Here is a 15,057-nt window from a genome sequence, read left to right on the forward strand (position 1 = left end):
TTCTTTATCCAGCCGTTTGGACTTACTCGTCCATTTGCGATTGCAGGTAATTCTGCAGGCCAACGGCTTCGATCAGGCTCAGCTGGGTTTCCAGCCAGTCGATGTGCTCTTCCTCGGAGCAGAGGATTTCCTCGAGCAGTTCGCGGCTCGCGTAGTCACCGATACTTTCGCAGTAGGCGATGGCGGCTTTCAGATCGCCGTGCGCCTTATGCTCGATCTTCAGGTCGCACTCGAGCATTTCCTTGGTGTTTTCACCGATCAGGATCTTGCCCAAGTCCTGCAGGTTGGGAATGCCTTCGAGGAAGAGAATGCGCTTGATCAGCTTGTCGGCGTGCTTCATCTCGTCGATCGATTCGTGGTACTCGTGCTCGCCGAGCTTTTTCAGGCCCCAGTCTTCATACATACGCGCATGCAGGAAGTACTGGTTGATGGCGACCAGTTCGTTACCAAGAATCTTGTTCAGGTGTTGAATGACCTTCTTGTCGCCTTTCATGACCGCTCCAACTGTATCAATGACTGTGATGGCCTTGAATTTTCTGCCGGCTTCTTTCCGCTGTCAAACCTAAGTTCTTGAAACATAAGTAAAAATAAAACTGAATAAGAATGTTTTTATTCCGCAACTTGGTGCCAAGTTATTGAAATGGCGCAATAAAAAAGTTGCTAATAGTTCGGCGCGTAACGCAATCGGCTGGAAGCCGTCGATATTTTATTTTTTACGGACATAAAAAAGCCCCGCGAGGCGGGGCATCGGAGCACGCGAAATATCAGGCGGCATGAGCCGAATGCGGATCACGGCTGTTCAGATAGTCCTGCAGGCGGGCCTGCTGTGTCGGCGTCATGAACAGCCCCAGCTTGCTGCGCCGCCAGAGAATATCGGTGCTGCTGCGGGCCCATTCTTCACGGCGCAGATAGTCCACTTCACGGGTGTAGAGGCCGGCGCCAAGGTGTTCGCCAAGGTCGGTCAGGTTGTGCACGCCTTCGAGCAGGTGCCAGGTGCGGCTGCCGTAAGAGGCAGCCCAGCGTCTGGCCAGGCTGGAAGGCAGCCAGCCATGGCGTTCGCAGAGGGCTTCGACCAGTGCGCTCTGGTCTTGCATGTCCTCGCCGCCAGGCAACGGAGCACTCGCCGTCCAGCTCGGACCGAGTTTGCTGAAGTAGGGGGCCAGTTGCTGCATGGCCGACTCGGCCAGCTTGCGGTAGGTGGTCAGCTTGCCGCCGAATACCGAGAGCAACGGCGCTTCGCCCGGCGTTCCGGAGAGCGACAGGGTGTAGTCGCGGGTGATGGCCGAAGGCTCATCGGACTCGTCATCGCACAGCGGGCGCACGCCAGCGAAGCTGTGCAGCACGTCGGCCCGGCCAAGTTGTTGCTTGAAGTGGTCATTGACCACCTTGAGCAGGTAATCGGTTTCTTCGGCGGTGATCGCCACCTGGGCGGGGTCGCCCTGGTATTCGCGGTCGGTGGTACCTATCAAGGTGAAGCGTTCCAGATAGGGAATGGCGAAGACGATGCGGCGGTCTTCGTTCTGCAGTATGTAGGCCTGTTCACCGTCGTACAGGCGCGGTACGACGATATGGCTGCCCTGAATCAGACGGATGCCATAGGGCGACTGCTGCTTGAGGTCTTCACGGATGAAGCGCGCGACCCAGGGGCCGGCGGCGTTGACCAGCGCGCGGGCACGAATCGACAGCAGGCTGCCGTCGCTGCGCTCCAGGTGTATATGCCACAGCCCCTTGCTGCGACGGGCGCTGACGCAGCGCGTACGTGGGTGAATGTGTGCGCCTTTCTCCCGTGCGGCCATGGCGTTGAGCACCACCAGACGGGCATCGTCTACCCAGCAATCGGAGTATTCGAAGCCTCGGCTGATTTCTGCTTTGAGCGGGCTGCCGGCACCGAAGCGCAGGCCGCGTGATGCGGGTAGGCGCTTACGCTTGCCCAGGTGATCGTAGAGGAACAGGCCGGCGCGGATCATCCAGGCCGGACGCAGATGCGGGCGGTGCGGCAGGACGAAGCGCATCGGTTTGACGATGTGCGGAGCCTTTGCCAGCAGCACCTCGCGCTCGGCCAGGGCTTCGCGTACCAGGCGGAACTCGTGGTGCTCCAGATAGCGCAGGCCGCCGTGGATCAGCTTGCTGCTGGCAGAGGAGGTGTGGCTGGCCAGGTCGTCCTTTTCGCAAAGGAACACGGACAGGCCGCGACCGGCTGCATCGGCTGCGATGCCCACCCCATTGATACCGCCGCCAACGACGGCGAGGTCATAGACTTCCGCAACGGGGCTGGTGAAGGGATCGTGGGGCATAGGGCACGCTCGGCTATTGGATTCGAATGTGTTTATGTTCACTTTCGAAAATATCCTAGACGAACATGCGCAACTTCGCTACCCCGGCGCGCGATTGCGCGCCGAGTGGTGGTGAAAGGAGCTTGGGCGTCGTTCGGAGGGAGCGTGCTCAGACCAGGTCGAGCTGGACCTTGTGGCTGTGCAGCAGGCGGGTGATGGCGGCAGAGGGCGCGCTATCGGTGAAAACGCGGTCGACCAGGGCGATGGAGCCCAGGCGCACCACGGCGTTACGGCCGAATTTGCTGGAGTCGGCGGCGAGGAAAACCTGCCGGGCATTTTCGATGATGGCCTGGGAAACGCGCACTTCCTGGTAGTCGAAATCGAGCAGGCTGCCATCTTCGTCTATGCCGCTGATGCCGACGATGGCGTAGTCGACCTTGAACTGCTGGATGAAGTCCACCGCCGCCTGGCCGACGATGCCGCCATCGCTGCGCACCGTACCGCCGGCCACCAGCACCTCGAAGTCGGCCTTGGCGCTGAGCTGAGCGGCCACGTGCAGGTTGTTGGTGATGATCTTCAGACCCTTGTGGTTCTGCAGTTCACGGGCGATGGCCTCGGTGGTGGTGCCGATGTTGATGAACAGCGAGGCGTGATCGGGAATTTGCGCCGCCACGGCTTCGGCAATGCGCTGCTTCTCCTCGCGCATCTGCCCGGCGCGCATGCCATAGGCGGTGTTCTGGATGCTCGAGGCTTCGCAGGCGGCGCCGCCATGGGTGCGGCGCAACAGGCCGTGCTCGGCCAGCTGGTTGATGTCGCGGCGGATGGTCTGCGGCGTGACGGCGAACGCCTGGGCCAGTTCGTCGATGCTGACGTAGCCGCGTTCACGGGCGAGATTGAGGATGTCGTGCTGGCGGGGAGCGAGATTCATGAGCGCTTCCTGTGATGGTCACCCATTATAGGCTGTAGATGCGGAGGATTTCGGCCTGTTAATGTAGGGCATCTTTCCCAGTGTTTTCACATTCGAACATGACGCCTGCAATCGATCTGTTGAAGAAGGCCAAGGCCGAACACCGCGTACACAGTTACCAGCACGACCCCAAGGCGCCGTCCTACGGGCTGGAAGCGGCGGAAAAGCTGGGCTTGGCGCCCGAGCGCGTGTTCAAGACCCTGCTCGCGGCCACCGAGAAGGGTGAGCTGCTGGTGGCCGTGGTGCCGGTGGCCGGCAGCCTCGATCTCAAGGCGCTGGCGGCGGCTGCCGGGGCGAAGAAGGCCGATATGGCCGACCCGACGGCAGCGCAGCGTGCCACCGGCTATCTGGTCGGCGGCATCAGCCCGCTGGGGCAGAAGAAGCGCCTGCGCACCTTCATCGACGAGTCGGCGCGCCTGCATTCCACCATTCATGTCAGCGGCGGGCGGCGTGGGCTGGAGCTCGAGCTCTCGGCCGACACCCTGGCACAGCATACTCAGGGACACTTCGCCGCTATCGGCAAAGCCTGAGCCGCGCAGTATGCTGCAAGCAAAATAAGCCAGTCTGCAGTCAACTGCAGTGAACGCTACCGATAACAACAAGGAATCTTGCATGTCCCAATACCTGCTAGCCATCGACCAGGGCACCACCAGTTCCCGCGCCATCATCTTCAGTGCACAGGGCTTGCCGGTCGCGCGTGCTCAGCAGGAGTTCAAGCAGTACTTCCCGCAGGATGGCTGGGTCGAGCACGACGGCCAGGAAATCTGGCTGTCCACGCTCAAGGTCTGTCGCGATGCCATCGCCAGCAGTGGCCTGCAGCCCGAGTCGATCGCTGCTATCGGCATCACCAACCAGCGTGAAACCACGTTGGTCTGGGATGCTGCGACCGGCACGCCGATCCATCCGGCCATCGTCTGGCAGGATCGTCGCACCGCCGACTACTGCGCCGGACTCAAGGACCAAGGCCACGAAGCGATGGTATCGGCCAGGACCGGCCTGCTGATCGACCCGTATTTCTCCGCCACCAAGCTGCGCTGGATCCTGCAGAACGTGCCGGGCGCACAGGAGCGGGCGGAGCGCGGCGAGCTGCGTTTCGGTACGGTCGACAGCTTCCTGCTGTGGCGTCTGACCGATGGCAAGGTGCACCGCACCGATGCCAGCAATGCCTCGCGCACACTGATGTTCAATATCCACACCCAGCAGTGGGACGAAGAGCTGCTTAAGCTGTTCGGAATTCCCGCCAGCCTGCTGCCGGAAGTGCTCGACTGCGCCGCCGAGTTCGGCCATACCGAAGCCGAGCTGCTCGGCGCCAGCATCCCGGTGCTGGGCATGGCCGGCGACCAGCAGGCAGCCTTGATCGGTCAGGCCTGCTTCGAACCGGGTATGGTCAAGAGTACCTATGGCACCGGCTGCTTCATGATCCAGAACACCGGCGAGCAGCCGGTGAGTTCGAAGAATCGTCTGCTCACCACGGTCGGCTATCGCCTCGATGGCAAGGTCACCTACGCGGTGGAGGGCAGCATCTTCGTTGCCGGCGCGGCGGTGCAGTGGCTGCGCGACGGCATCAAGTTGATCAGCCATGCGCGCGAAAGCGAGGCCCTGGCCGAAGCGACGGGGGAAGCCTGCGGGGTGTTTTTGGTGCCGGCCTTCACCGGCCTGGGCGCACCTTACTGGGACCCGAAGGCGCGTGGCGCCATCTTCGGCCTGACCCGAGATACCGGCATCAAGGAGATCGTCACCGCCGGCCTGCAGTCGGTGTGCTACCAGACCCGCGACCTGCTCGAGGCCATGCGTCAGGACGGCGCGGCGGCGCCCAGCGCGCTGCGTGTCGACGGTGGCATGGTGGAGAACAACTGGGTCATGCAGTTTCTCGCCGACATCCTCGGCGTCAGTGTCGAGCGGCCCGAAGTCACCGAGACCACTGCGCTCGGCGTCGCCTATCTGGCAGGGCTGAAGCTCGGGCTGTATCGCGATCTCGATGCCATCGCCAGTCACTGGCATCGCCAGCAGCGTTTCGAACCGCGGATGAACGACGCGCATCGCGAGCGTCTCTACGCCGGCTGGCTGGACGCGGTGAAGCGCGTGCGCAGCGAGCCCTGACCTCTGCGACGCTGTAGGAGCGGCTTCTGCCGCGATGCTCTCGAGTATCTGGAAAACAGCAACTGTACCTGTTGCAGGTGACCTGGCGCAGGCATGCTGGCGTTTCTGATCTGGCCAGGAACGCATCATGCCGCTCGAATTTCATCAAGTTGACGCCTTTACCGACCAGCCGTTCGCGGGCAATCCCGCCATGGTCTATCGCCTGGACGCCTGGCTGGACGAATCGCTGATGCAGCGTATCGCCACCGAGCACAACCTGGCCGAGACGGCATTCGTGGTGAAGGAAGGGGAGGCCTGGCATATTCGCTGGTTTACCCCGGTCAGCGAGGTGCCGCTTTGTGGCCATGCGACCCTGGCCAGCGCCAAGGTGCTGTTCGATCTCTATCTCGAGGCGGGCGACGTGCTGCAGTTCACCTGCCTATCCGGCGCTTTGCGCGTGACTCGTCGAGGGGAGCGGCTGGAGCTGGATTTCCCCGTGCGTCCGGTGGTACCGGTGGCGGCGTCGCTGCAAGCCGAGGTCGAGCGCGCGATGGATCAGCCCGCGCAGCAGGTGCTGGCCCTGCTCAATGCCGATGGCAGCGTGCAGGAATTGATGGTGGTGCTGGCGTCCGAAGCGCAGGTGCGCGGCTTTACCCCCGATCTGCCGGCGCTCGCGGCACTGCCGGGCCTTGGCGTGCTGATTACCGGGGCAGGCGAGCGGCATGACTTCGTCTCGCGTTACTTCGCGCCTGCCATCGGTATCGACGAGGACCCGGTGACCGGTTCGACACACTGCATGCTGGTGCCGTACTGGGCCGAACGCCTGGGCCACAGCGAGCTTAGCGCCTTTCAGTGCTCGGCACGCGGTGGTGAGTTGCTTTGTCGTCTCGATGGAGAGCGAGTGAAGATCGCGGGCCACGCGCGGCATATTGCCAGTGGCCAGCTGATGCTCTGATCAGTTGCTGCTGACCCGGCGCACGCCGCCGGAATCGCTCAGCTGCAACTGCGCCGCCACGCTGCCCAGGGCCGGGAAGGCTACCAGGTGATCGGCGGCGATGCGGATGCCCACCTCGTCGCCTGGTTGGTGGTCGGCATGGCTGGGGAAGATCGATTCCAGCTGGCTGCCGGTGGGCAGTTGCAGGCGATACAGGGTGGCGGCGCCGAGGAAGGTCTTGCCGACGATGCGCGCCTTCAGATCGCTGCCTTCATCGGCGACGATGTCATCCGGGCGCAGCAGCACATCCACCGCGCTGCCTTGTGCCCAGGTGTAGGCGCGGTTGCCGCGTATCACGCCGAGTTCGGTCTGTACCGTGTCCGGGCTGAGCAACTGGCCGCGAATGAAGTAACCCTGACCGATAAAGCTGGCGACGAAGGGCGTCAATGGCTCGTGGTAGAGGTTGAACGGGGTGTCCCACTGCTCCAGACGACCGCCCTGGAACACGCCGACATGATCGCTGACTGCGAAAGCCTCTTCCTGATCGTGGGTGACCAGAATGGCGCTGGTGCCGCGGGTCTTGAGGATATCGCGGACCTCGTGGCTCAGGCGCCGGCGCAACTCGCCATCGAGGTTGGAAAAGGGTTCGTCGAGCAGCAGCAGCTTCGGCTCCGGCGCCAGGGCGCGGGCCAGGGCGACACGTTGTTGCTGCCCGCCGGAAAGCTCGTGCGGGTAGCGCTTGGCCAGGTTGCCGAGCTTGACCAGCTCCAGCAGCTCCTGGGTGACGCGCTCGGCGTTGGCTTGCTTGCGGATGCCGAAGGCGACGTTCTCCGCCACGCTGAGGTGGGGGAACAGGGCGTAATCCTGGAACACCATGCCGATATGGCGTTTCTCCGGGGCCAGGGTGAAACCGGCGCGGGAGATGATTTCGCCATCGAGTTCGATCTCACCTTCGAGCACCGGCTCGAAACCGGCGATGGCGCGCAGCGTGGTGGTCTTGCCGCAGCCCGATGGGCCCAGCAGACAGCCGATATCGCCAGCGTTGAGGTGCAGGTCGAGATCCTGCACCACCTTGTGGCTGTGGTAGCCGCAGTTCAGCCCGCGTAGCTGCAGCAGCGGCTGGCTCATGCGTGGTGGTACGCCGGCTCGACCAGCAGTTCGAGCAGCGCCTTCTGCGCGTGCAGGCGGTTCTCGGCCTGGGCCCAGGCGACCGAGCGTGGGTCGTCGAGCATGTCGAGGCTGATTTCCTCACCGCGGTGCGCCGGCAGGCAGTGCATGAACAGCACGTCCGGTGCGGCGTTATCGAGCAGTGCGGGGGTGACCTGATAAGGGCGGAACAGCGCCATGCGCTGTTCGGCTTCGTCTTCCTGGCCCATGGAGGCCCATACATCGGTGCTCACCAGATGAGCACCGGTCACGGCTTCGCGCGGGTCACGCAGCACCTGCACGCGGTCACCGGCCAGCGCGAGGAAGCGCGCGTCCGGCTCGTAGCCCTCAGGGCAGGCGACCTTGAGCTGGAAGTCGAACTGGATCGCCGCTTCGATATAGGAGTTGCACATGTTGTTGCCGTCGCCGATCCAGGCCACCGTCTTGCCGGTGATGCTGCCACGATGTTCGAGGAAGGTCTGCATGTCGGCCAGCAGCTGGCAGGGGTGCAGGTCATCGGACAGGCCGTTGATCACCGGCACTTTCGATTTGGCGGCGAATTCGGTGAGGTTGCTGTGGGCGAAGGTACGGATCATCACGGCGTCGAGCATGCTCGACATGACGATGGCGGCATCGCCGATCGGCTCGCCACGACCCAGCTGGGTGTCGCGCGGCGAGAGGAAGATGGCCTGGCCGCCGAGCTGGATCATGCCGGCTTCGAACGACAGACGGGTGCGGGTCGAGGCCTTCTCGAAGATCATGCCCAGCACACGATTCTTCAGCGGCTCGAACAGTACGCCGCGGTTGCGCAGGTCCTTCAGCTCGATGGCTCGGCGGATCAACCCCACCAGTTCGTCCGGTGTGTAATCCATCATCGAGAGGAAGTGTCTGACGCTCATCGTTAACTACCTTTATCACTACAGTTCGCAAGCCCGTGTCCGGTGACAAAACCGACAAAAACAGCAGAGCTTGCGGCAGGAGGCCGCAGGGTGCGACGAAACAGGGGAAGGCGCGATCCTATAAGGAAATGACGAGACGGCGCAAGTTACCGGCTGCGCAGGCGCAGAATCCTGTTTTACAAGCCTTTTTGCCAAAGCTTTGGCGCCAGCGATATCGAAGACGGCAGCGCCTGAATCGGCACCCATGATGCCTGCCGATTCACGGGACGAACGCTGCTGGCGTCGTCCCCGTGCTCGGCCCATAGTGCGAAACCTGCGACCTGACCGGTCGTCTCGGATCAGAACAAGAGGCCAGGCCATGACCAAGTCCCTCCATTACCGTGCGTGCCACCTGTGCGAAGCCATCTGTGGCCTTGCCATCGAAACCGAAACCCAGGCGGATGGCACCATGCAGATTCGCTCGATCAAGGGCGATGCCCAGGACAGCTTCAGCCGTGGCCATATCTGCCCCAAGGCGGTGGCGCTGCAGGATATTCAGAACGATCCAAATCGCATTCGCCAGCCCATGCGCCGCATCGGCGAGCAGTGGCAGGCCATCGGCTGGGAGGAAGCGTTCCAACTGGTGGCCGAGCGCCTGAGTGCGATCCAGGCCGAACATAGGCAGAACGCCGTAGCCGTTTATCAGGGCAATCCCAGTGTGCACAACTACGGGCTGATGACCCACAGCAACTACTTTCTCGGTCAGCTGAAGACGCGCAACCGCTATTCGGCCACCTCGGTCGACCAGCTGCCGCACCACCTGACCAGCCTGCTGATGTACGGCCACGGCCTGCTGATCCCGATTCCCGATATCGATCACACCGACTTCATGCTGATCCTCGGCGGCAACCCACTGGCCTCCAACGGCAGCATCATGACCGTGCCGGACGTGGAAAAGCGCCTGAAGGCCATCCAGGCTCGTGGCGGCAAGCTGGTGGTGGTCGACCCGCGGCGCAGTGAAACCGCGGCCATCGCCGATCAGCACCTGTTCGTGCGTCCCGGCAGCGATGCCGCGCTGCTGCTGGCGCTGCTCAACACCCTGTTCGAGGAGGGCCTGACCCGCGACAGCCATCTGCCGGTGGAAGGGCTGGAGCAGGTGCGCGCGGCGATCGCCGACTTCCACGCCGAGGCGATGAGCGCTCGCTGTGGCGTGCCGGCCGACACCATTCGGCAACTGGCGCGTGATTTTGCCGCAGCCGACAAGGCGGTGTGCTACGGCCGGATGGGGGTGTCCACCCAGGCCTTCGGCACGCTGTGCCAATGGCTGGTGCAATTGATCAACCTGGTGACCGGCAATCTGGACCGCGTCGGCGGCGTGCTTTGTACCTCGCCGGCGGTCGATCTGGTGGCGAGTACTTCCGGTGGCCATTTCAACCGCTGGCAGAGCCGGGTGTCCGGCCTGCCGGAATATGGCGGTGAGCTGCCTGTCTCGGCGCTGGGCGAAGAGATGCTGACCCCTGGAGAAGGGCAGATCCGCGCGCTGGTCACGGTAGCCGGCAACCCGGTGCTGTCGACGCCCAACGGTCGCCAACTGGAGCGGGCGCTGGACGGCCTGGACTTCATGCTCTCGGTGGATTTCTACATCAACGAGACCACCCGTTACGCCGATCTGATCCTGCCGCCGACCGCGCCGCTGGAGCACGATCATTACGACACCACGTTCAACCTGTTCGCGGTGCGTAATGTCACCCGTTTCAATGAGGCTGTGCTGGCCAAGCCGGACGGTGCACTGCACGACTGGGAAATCTTCGTCGGTCTGGCCAAGGCCTTTGCCGCGTGCAACAACCTTGAACTGAAGCCGACCATGGCGCCGGAGCAGATGATCGACATGGGTTTGCGCTTCGGCGCCTATGGCGATCGCAGCGAGCACAAGCTCAGCCTGACCAGCTTGCGCGAGCATCCCCATGGGCTCGATCTGGGGCCTCTGCAGCCGAACCTGGCGGCACGGCTGAAAACTCCGAGCAAGGCCGTGCAGGCAGCGCCCGAACCGTTGCTGGCAGACCTGGCGCGCTTTGCCGGGCAGGAGCAGCCTGGTGCCCATGAACTGCTGCTGATCGGTCGCCGCCATGTGCGCAGCAACAATTCCTGGATGCACAACTATCACCGTTTGGTGAAGGGCAAGCCGCGTCATCAGTTGCTGATGAACCCGGCGGATCTGGCCAGTCGTGGCCTGGCCGATGGGCAGCGCGTACAGGTGCGTTCGCGCGTCGGCAGCATCGAAGTGGAGGTGGCGGCCAGCGACGAGGTGATGGCCGGTGTGGTCAGTTTGCCGCATGGTTGGGGCCATGCCCGCCCGGGCGTGCGACTGGACATCGCGCAGGCCCAGCCCGGCGCCAGCGCCAATGACCTGACCGACGAACGCCGCCTCGATGCGTTGTCCGGCAATGCGGTGCTTAACGGCGTGCCGGTTGAGGTGGTGGCTGCGTAACGACCTGCTGCGCGTCGGCCCTGCTGCGTTAAAAACAGGCTCGGACTGCTCATTTACAACTTGTAAAGTCGAACGCGACTCCGACCGCTCCTCGCCTGTTTTTGCCTTGCATGGCTCTAGCTCGCTAGGTCGTAAACAGTTCTGGGGATGAGGGCAAGGCCGAGCATTGTGCTCGGCTTTTCGCTACAATCGCGCCACCGTGGCGACCGTCGGGTCGCGAAGTCTATGCTGAGGTGCCCCATGGATATCATCGAAACCATCAAAGAGCAGATCGCCAACAACACCGTTCTGCTGTACATGAAAGGCTCGCCCAATGCCCCGCAGTGTGGCTTCTCTGCCCGTGCTGCGCAGGTGGTGATGGGCTGCGGCGAGAAGTTCGCCTATGTCGACATCCTGCAGAACCCGGAAATCCGCGCCAACCTGCCGAAGTACGCCAACTGGCCGACCTTCCCGCAGCTGTGGGTCGGCGGTGAGCTGGTCGGCGGTAGCGACATCCTCACCGAGATGTACGAGAAGGGCGAACTGCAGACCCTGATCAAGGATGCCGTGAGCAAAGCTGGCGCCTGATCGCTGCGCTCGCAAAAAAGAACCCGCCTAGGCGGGTTCTTTCGTTTCTGCCGCAGGCTTTCTACTTCTGCAGCCACTGGCCGTTCAGCTGGATGAACTGGCCCTTGGGCGTGCGCTCGATGGCCTTCTTGCCGGCGATGGCTTCCACGTCGCTCAGGCTGATGCCGTTGTCCTTGGCTACTTTCTGGTATTCGGCGCGGCGTGCCTGGTTGATCAGGCGAGCGATTTCATCGGCCTGGCCGCCGGGCTTGACCACTCCGAGATAGCCATTGGGCTGCTCGCCCAACTGGCCGCTGGCCTTGGCGTCGCCCAGGGCGCTCATGGCCTGGTTGAGGTTCAGCGCATAGGCCGGCAGGCTCAGGGTCAGCGCCAGGAGCAGGGTTGAAATGTATCGAATCATCGTCTCTCTCCGTAGAACCTGTTCGGCGGACTCAGAACAGACCACTGTCTTCGTTGAATACGTTGTCCAGGGCCTTGTCCACCTTGATGTAGATTTCGTGCTCGACCTTGACGTTGAGGTTGATGTTGATCGGCTCGTTGGGCATGGCCAGCTGCACCGTCGGGGTACAGGCCTGGCACAGCAATGCCAGGCTCAGGGCGGCGAGGAGGCGGTACGTGCGCATGGCGCTACTCCTTGGTTTCTTGAGGGACGCGCTGGCGCATCCGTTGCTGAATCCGTCGCTGGATGATGTCACTGACCTTGTCGGTCAGTTGCAGGCTCGCCAGCAGGGTCGGAATGTCTTCTTCCAGATTGATGTTGAAGTGAATCGGGCGGCCCTGCTCGATGGCCGGGTTCTGTCCATGTAGACGCATGCCGAGACGCAGTGTGCCGGACTGATCATAGTCGAGGCTACTGCTGAGCAGATCGTAGTGGAAGTCTTCCAGCGCGTCGGTGACCAGCTTCATGCCCGGGTTTGCCTGACCCATGGCACGGATGCGCGGCGAGCGAAAACGCAGTTGCCCTCCCGGTGGCCTGGCTTCGATCAGGCCCTGCTCGATACTGATGGCACCGCCCAAGCGCAGGGGCAGGGTGCCGTCGATCAGCCCGTTACCGGCCAGCCCCTCGGCTGGATAGACGCGAAACAGCTCCTGCAGGTCGAGGCCACTGAGCTTCAGTGGCAGCAGCTGGCTCGACCGATCCAGTGCCCAGGTCGCCGGTTCCAGGCGCAGGCTGCCGCCGAGGACTCCCAGTTCTGCGCGCTGATGGCTGAGCTTGCCGGTCATCGGATGCTGCAGGCTGGCCTGATAGCTGGCCTGCACATGCAACGGGCCGAGGGCGATGCCGGGGTCGATCTGTCTGGCGCTGAGGCTCGGCAGTTCCAGCGTGAGGCGGTCGCCCGCCAGGTGCAGCTGCAGTTCGCCATCCACACCGCTCAGCGTGCTGCGGTCGTAGATACCGGCCAGGCCCTTGCCGCTGAGCTTCGCCCGCAGTTGCAGAGGCTTGCCGCTGGGCAGGTTGAGGCTGGCGTTGCCCTGAATGCGGCCGTTTTCCAGGGTCAACAGTGGCGGCCAATTGGCCAGGGTTTGCGCGAGCGGGTTACCGGCACGCAGGAAGAGCTCATCGAGCGTGGCGTCCAGCGCCAGGCCATCGGCGGTATTGTTCAGTCCCAGAGCCATGCTCAAGCCTGAGTCGGCCAACAGGGCGCCATCGAGCTTCTGGCGAGCGCTGTCGGCCTCCATCTGGCCCTGCCATTGCCAGCCCTGGGCCTGCAGTTGTGCGTGCTGCAGATTCTGCACGCGCAGCGCAAGCGGGCCGGACAGCGTCGGCGCATGGGGCGCGCCGGCCACGCCCAGGCCGGCGAGTGTCAACCGGGCCTGTTGCAGATCCAGGTCGGTACCGCGCAGGCGCTGGATCTCCAGACGCGAGTTGGCGGCCAGCGCGAGTTGCAGCTGTTGCGCCGTGACCCTGCCAGACAGGTCGAGATTCAGCTGCAGGCCATCGGCTCGATTACTGCCCAGGTCCACTCGCTTGGCGCGGGCATCGAGCTGCAACTGGCGCACCTCAAGCGCCCAGTCGCGCGATTGCTGCAGGCCAAGTTCGGCGTTGGCCTGCCCCTGCAAGGCCCCTTCCGCGACGAGCTTCAGCTGCAGGGCCAGTGGGGTATCCGGGTTGCTTTCCAGCGGCTGCAGCTGCATGTGCAGGCGGCTTGTTCTGAGGCCGCCTGGCAGTGCCATCAGCCAGGGCGCATCCCGGGTATCGAGGTTCAGGTTGCCGTGCAGCTTGCGCGCTTGCCAGGCTCCTGTGGCATTGCGCAGGTCGAGCTGCAGTTCACCGCTGAGCAGGCCTATGCCGGGCAGTGGCCAGGGCTGCGGCAGTTGGGCATCGACACGTAACCATCCAGGCGCGGTCAGCAGCTCGCCGAGCTGGCGGGTGGTCTGCGGCAGCTGCAGTTGCCACTGGGCGATGATGCCGGCCTGCTGCGGCGTCGCTGGCAGATTGGCGGTGTCCAGCGATGTCCACTCGCTCAGCCAGGCGGCGACCCAGGCGATTTCCTGCAGCGGTGCCAGTAGCAGGTTGCCGTTCCATTGCAGTGCATCGCCCTGAGCGGCCAGGTCGCTGTGCAGCTCCATCTGTTGTTGTTCATCAAGGTGCAGGGTCATCTGCAACTGGCGCGCACTATCCAGGGCGCCATCGAGTCCCTGCAGATGTGCTTGCAATACTGCGCTGTGGTTTTCGCGTAGCAGTCGCGCGCGTAGATGCAAGGTATCGTCCAGACGCTGCAGGTCGAGCTCGCCATCGAGTGCGCAACGGCCATTGAGGCAAGGCAGTTGCGCATGGATGTCACGTAGTTCGATCTGCCTCGGCAGCCAGGGCAGGGCATTCGATATTGCCTGGAAGGTGGCGTCGAGGTCGCTGTCGGGCGGGTTTTGCGCCTCTGTCTGTGTCGGCAGCCACTCCACTCGCAGGCCCTGCGCAGCCAGGCGGTAGCGCGGCGTTTCGCTGGCCAGCCATTGCAGATGCACCTGCTTGGCGTGAGCGTGCAATTCATCCTGTTGCCGCTGCACCAGGCTCACCTCGCGCAGCCACAGGCCACGCCAGGTGAGGCTCACTCCCTGCCAGTCCAGCTCGACATGCTGCTCGTCGAGCAACTGCTGCATGCGATAGGCGGCGTAGCAGGCCACTAGCGATAGCAGCACCGCAATCGCCATGCAGATGCTCAGCCAGAAACGCCAGCGGCTCATGAGTTCTCCTTGCCAGGTGCAGTTGCGGGACGGTACCCCATGCTCCGAAGGGTGCCAAGCCGATCTGATTTCGCGCAGTGGCGCTTGTTCGACCCTGCGTGCGATCTGCCATGGATAGGCGGACCGACCACGGCCGTTTCGCTGGGTGCAGTTTCTGGTGCAGGGAGAGGTTATCGCAGACCCGCATGTCGGCTGCATGAGTCGTTTAGATGCCCCGAAACAGAGCGCTGCGCGGATATGTCGCAGCGAGTTGTGCACAAAGCTGAAGCAGCCTGTCACATCACTGTCAGAAACGTCGCTAAACGTTTGATTTTTCGTGGATGATTTTTAAGTCAATGAAAAATATGCATTTTTTTCATTGGTGAAAAAATCGACAGTTTGTCTCGGGGCCCCGAAACATCGGGCCTGGCAGCGCTTTCGCTCAAGTTGTTCACGGAGTTATCCACAGCTTCTGTGGATTGTGGCGGAACTCTTTTATGGAACGACAATCCATCCGCCAGGCAAGACTTTACCTTCGGCAAAAAAGGAGTAGAGTGGCGCGC

13 protein-coding genes are annotated in these 15,057 nt (G+C 62.9%); 5 read left to right on the plus strand and 8 right to left on the minus strand.

Going from position 1 to position 15,057, the window contains the following annotated elements:
• Positions 1-22: 22 nt before the first annotated feature.
• The 3 genes from bfr to GYB81_RS15060 form a co-directional block, all read right to left on the minus strand.
• Positions 23-493, minus strand: a complete 471-nt coding sequence (gene bfr / locus GYB81_RS15050; RefSeq protein WP_161865212.1) for a bacterioferritin — start codon at positions 491-493, stop codon at positions 23-25.
• 271 nt (positions 494-764) lie between these two features.
• Positions 765-2,294 carry a glycerol-3-phosphate dehydrogenase gene (glpD, locus tag GYB81_RS15055; RefSeq protein ID WP_161865211.1) on the minus strand — a complete coding sequence of 510 codons (1,530 nt, stop codon included), beginning with the start codon at positions 2,292-2,294 and terminating at the stop codon, positions 765-767.
• 148 nt (positions 2,295-2,442) lie between these two features.
• On the minus strand, positions 2,443-3,201 hold the full coding sequence (locus GYB81_RS15060) for a DeoR/GlpR family DNA-binding transcription regulator (protein WP_024309311.1): 759 nt from the start codon (positions 3,199-3,201) through the stop codon (positions 2,443-2,445).
• 98 nt (positions 3,202-3,299) lie between these two features.
• On the opposite strand from GYB81_RS15060, the gene ybaK reads away from it, so the two are divergent.
• From ybaK to GYB81_RS15075, 3 genes are all read left to right on the plus strand, one after another.
• Positions 3,300-3,770, plus strand: a complete 471-nt coding sequence (ybaK, locus tag GYB81_RS15065; protein ID WP_024309310.1) for a Cys-tRNA(Pro) deacylase — start codon at positions 3,300-3,302, stop codon at positions 3,768-3,770.
• A gap of 82 nt (positions 3,771-3,852) precedes the next feature.
• Positions 3,853-5,340: a glycerol kinase GlpK gene (gene glpK / locus GYB81_RS15070; RefSeq protein WP_161865210.1), complete on the plus strand. Its 1,488-nt coding sequence runs from the start codon at positions 3,853-3,855 to the stop codon at positions 5,338-5,340.
• A 127-nt stretch (positions 5,341-5,467) separates the two neighbouring features.
• Positions 5,468-6,274 (plus strand): PhzF family phenazine biosynthesis protein, encoded by an 807-nt coding sequence (locus GYB81_RS15075; RefSeq protein WP_161865209.1) that lies wholly within the window; start codon positions 5,468-5,470, stop codon positions 6,272-6,274.
• Here GYB81_RS15075 and GYB81_RS15080 read toward each other — a convergent pair whose 3' ends face one another.
• Positions 6,275-7,381, minus strand: a complete 1,107-nt coding sequence (locus GYB81_RS15080) for an ABC transporter ATP-binding protein (RefSeq protein ID WP_161865208.1) — start codon at positions 7,379-7,381, stop codon at positions 6,275-6,277.
• Positions 7,378-8,298 carry an ornithine carbamoyltransferase gene (argF, locus tag GYB81_RS15085; RefSeq protein WP_161865207.1) on the minus strand — a complete coding sequence of 307 codons (921 nt, stop codon included), beginning with the start codon at positions 8,296-8,298 and terminating at the stop codon, positions 7,378-7,380. Before argF ends, GYB81_RS15080 begins: the two co-directional genes overlap by 4 nt.
• Positions 8,299-8,656: 358 nt before the next feature.
• On the opposite strand from argF, the gene GYB81_RS15090 reads away from it, so the two are divergent.
• Both GYB81_RS15090 and grxD read left to right on the plus strand, forming a co-directional pair.
• Positions 8,657-10,765 (plus strand): molybdopterin oxidoreductase family protein, encoded by a 2,109-nt coding sequence (locus GYB81_RS15090; RefSeq protein ID WP_161897882.1) that lies wholly within the window; start codon positions 8,657-8,659, stop codon positions 10,763-10,765.
• A 240-nt stretch (positions 10,766-11,005) separates the two neighbouring features.
• Positions 11,006-11,332 (plus strand): Grx4 family monothiol glutaredoxin, encoded by a 327-nt coding sequence (gene grxD / locus GYB81_RS15095; RefSeq protein WP_013716756.1) that lies wholly within the window; start codon positions 11,006-11,008, stop codon positions 11,330-11,332.
• A 61-nt stretch (positions 11,333-11,393) separates the two neighbouring features.
• Here the strand turns inward: grxD and GYB81_RS15100 are convergent, their stop codons facing one another.
• From GYB81_RS15100 to GYB81_RS15110, 3 genes are read right to left on the minus strand one after another with little or no spacing between them, the layout of a single operon-like run.
• A complete protein-coding gene (locus GYB81_RS15100) occupies positions 11,394-11,732 on the minus strand; it encodes a YdbL family probable chaperone protein (protein WP_161865206.1) in 339 nt (112 codons plus the stop codon).
• Between the two features lie 31 nt (positions 11,733-11,763).
• Positions 11,764-11,955: a YnbE family lipoprotein gene (locus tag GYB81_RS15105; RefSeq protein ID WP_024309303.1), complete on the minus strand. Its 192-nt coding sequence runs from the start codon at positions 11,953-11,955 to the stop codon at positions 11,764-11,766.
• 4 nt (positions 11,956-11,959) lie between these two features.
• The gene (locus GYB81_RS15110) at positions 11,960-14,515 is read right to left on the minus strand and encodes an intermembrane phospholipid transport YdbH family protein (RefSeq protein ID WP_161865205.1); all 2,556 of its coding nucleotides are present in this window, start codon (positions 14,513-14,515) and stop codon (positions 11,960-11,962) included.
• Between the last annotated feature and the right edge of the window lie 542 nt (positions 14,516-15,057).

This window comes from Pseudomonas yangonensis, assembly GCF_009932725.1.
GTDB classification, from domain to species: Bacteria; Pseudomonadota; Gammaproteobacteria; order Pseudomonadales; family Pseudomonadaceae; genus Aquipseudomonas; species Aquipseudomonas yangonensis.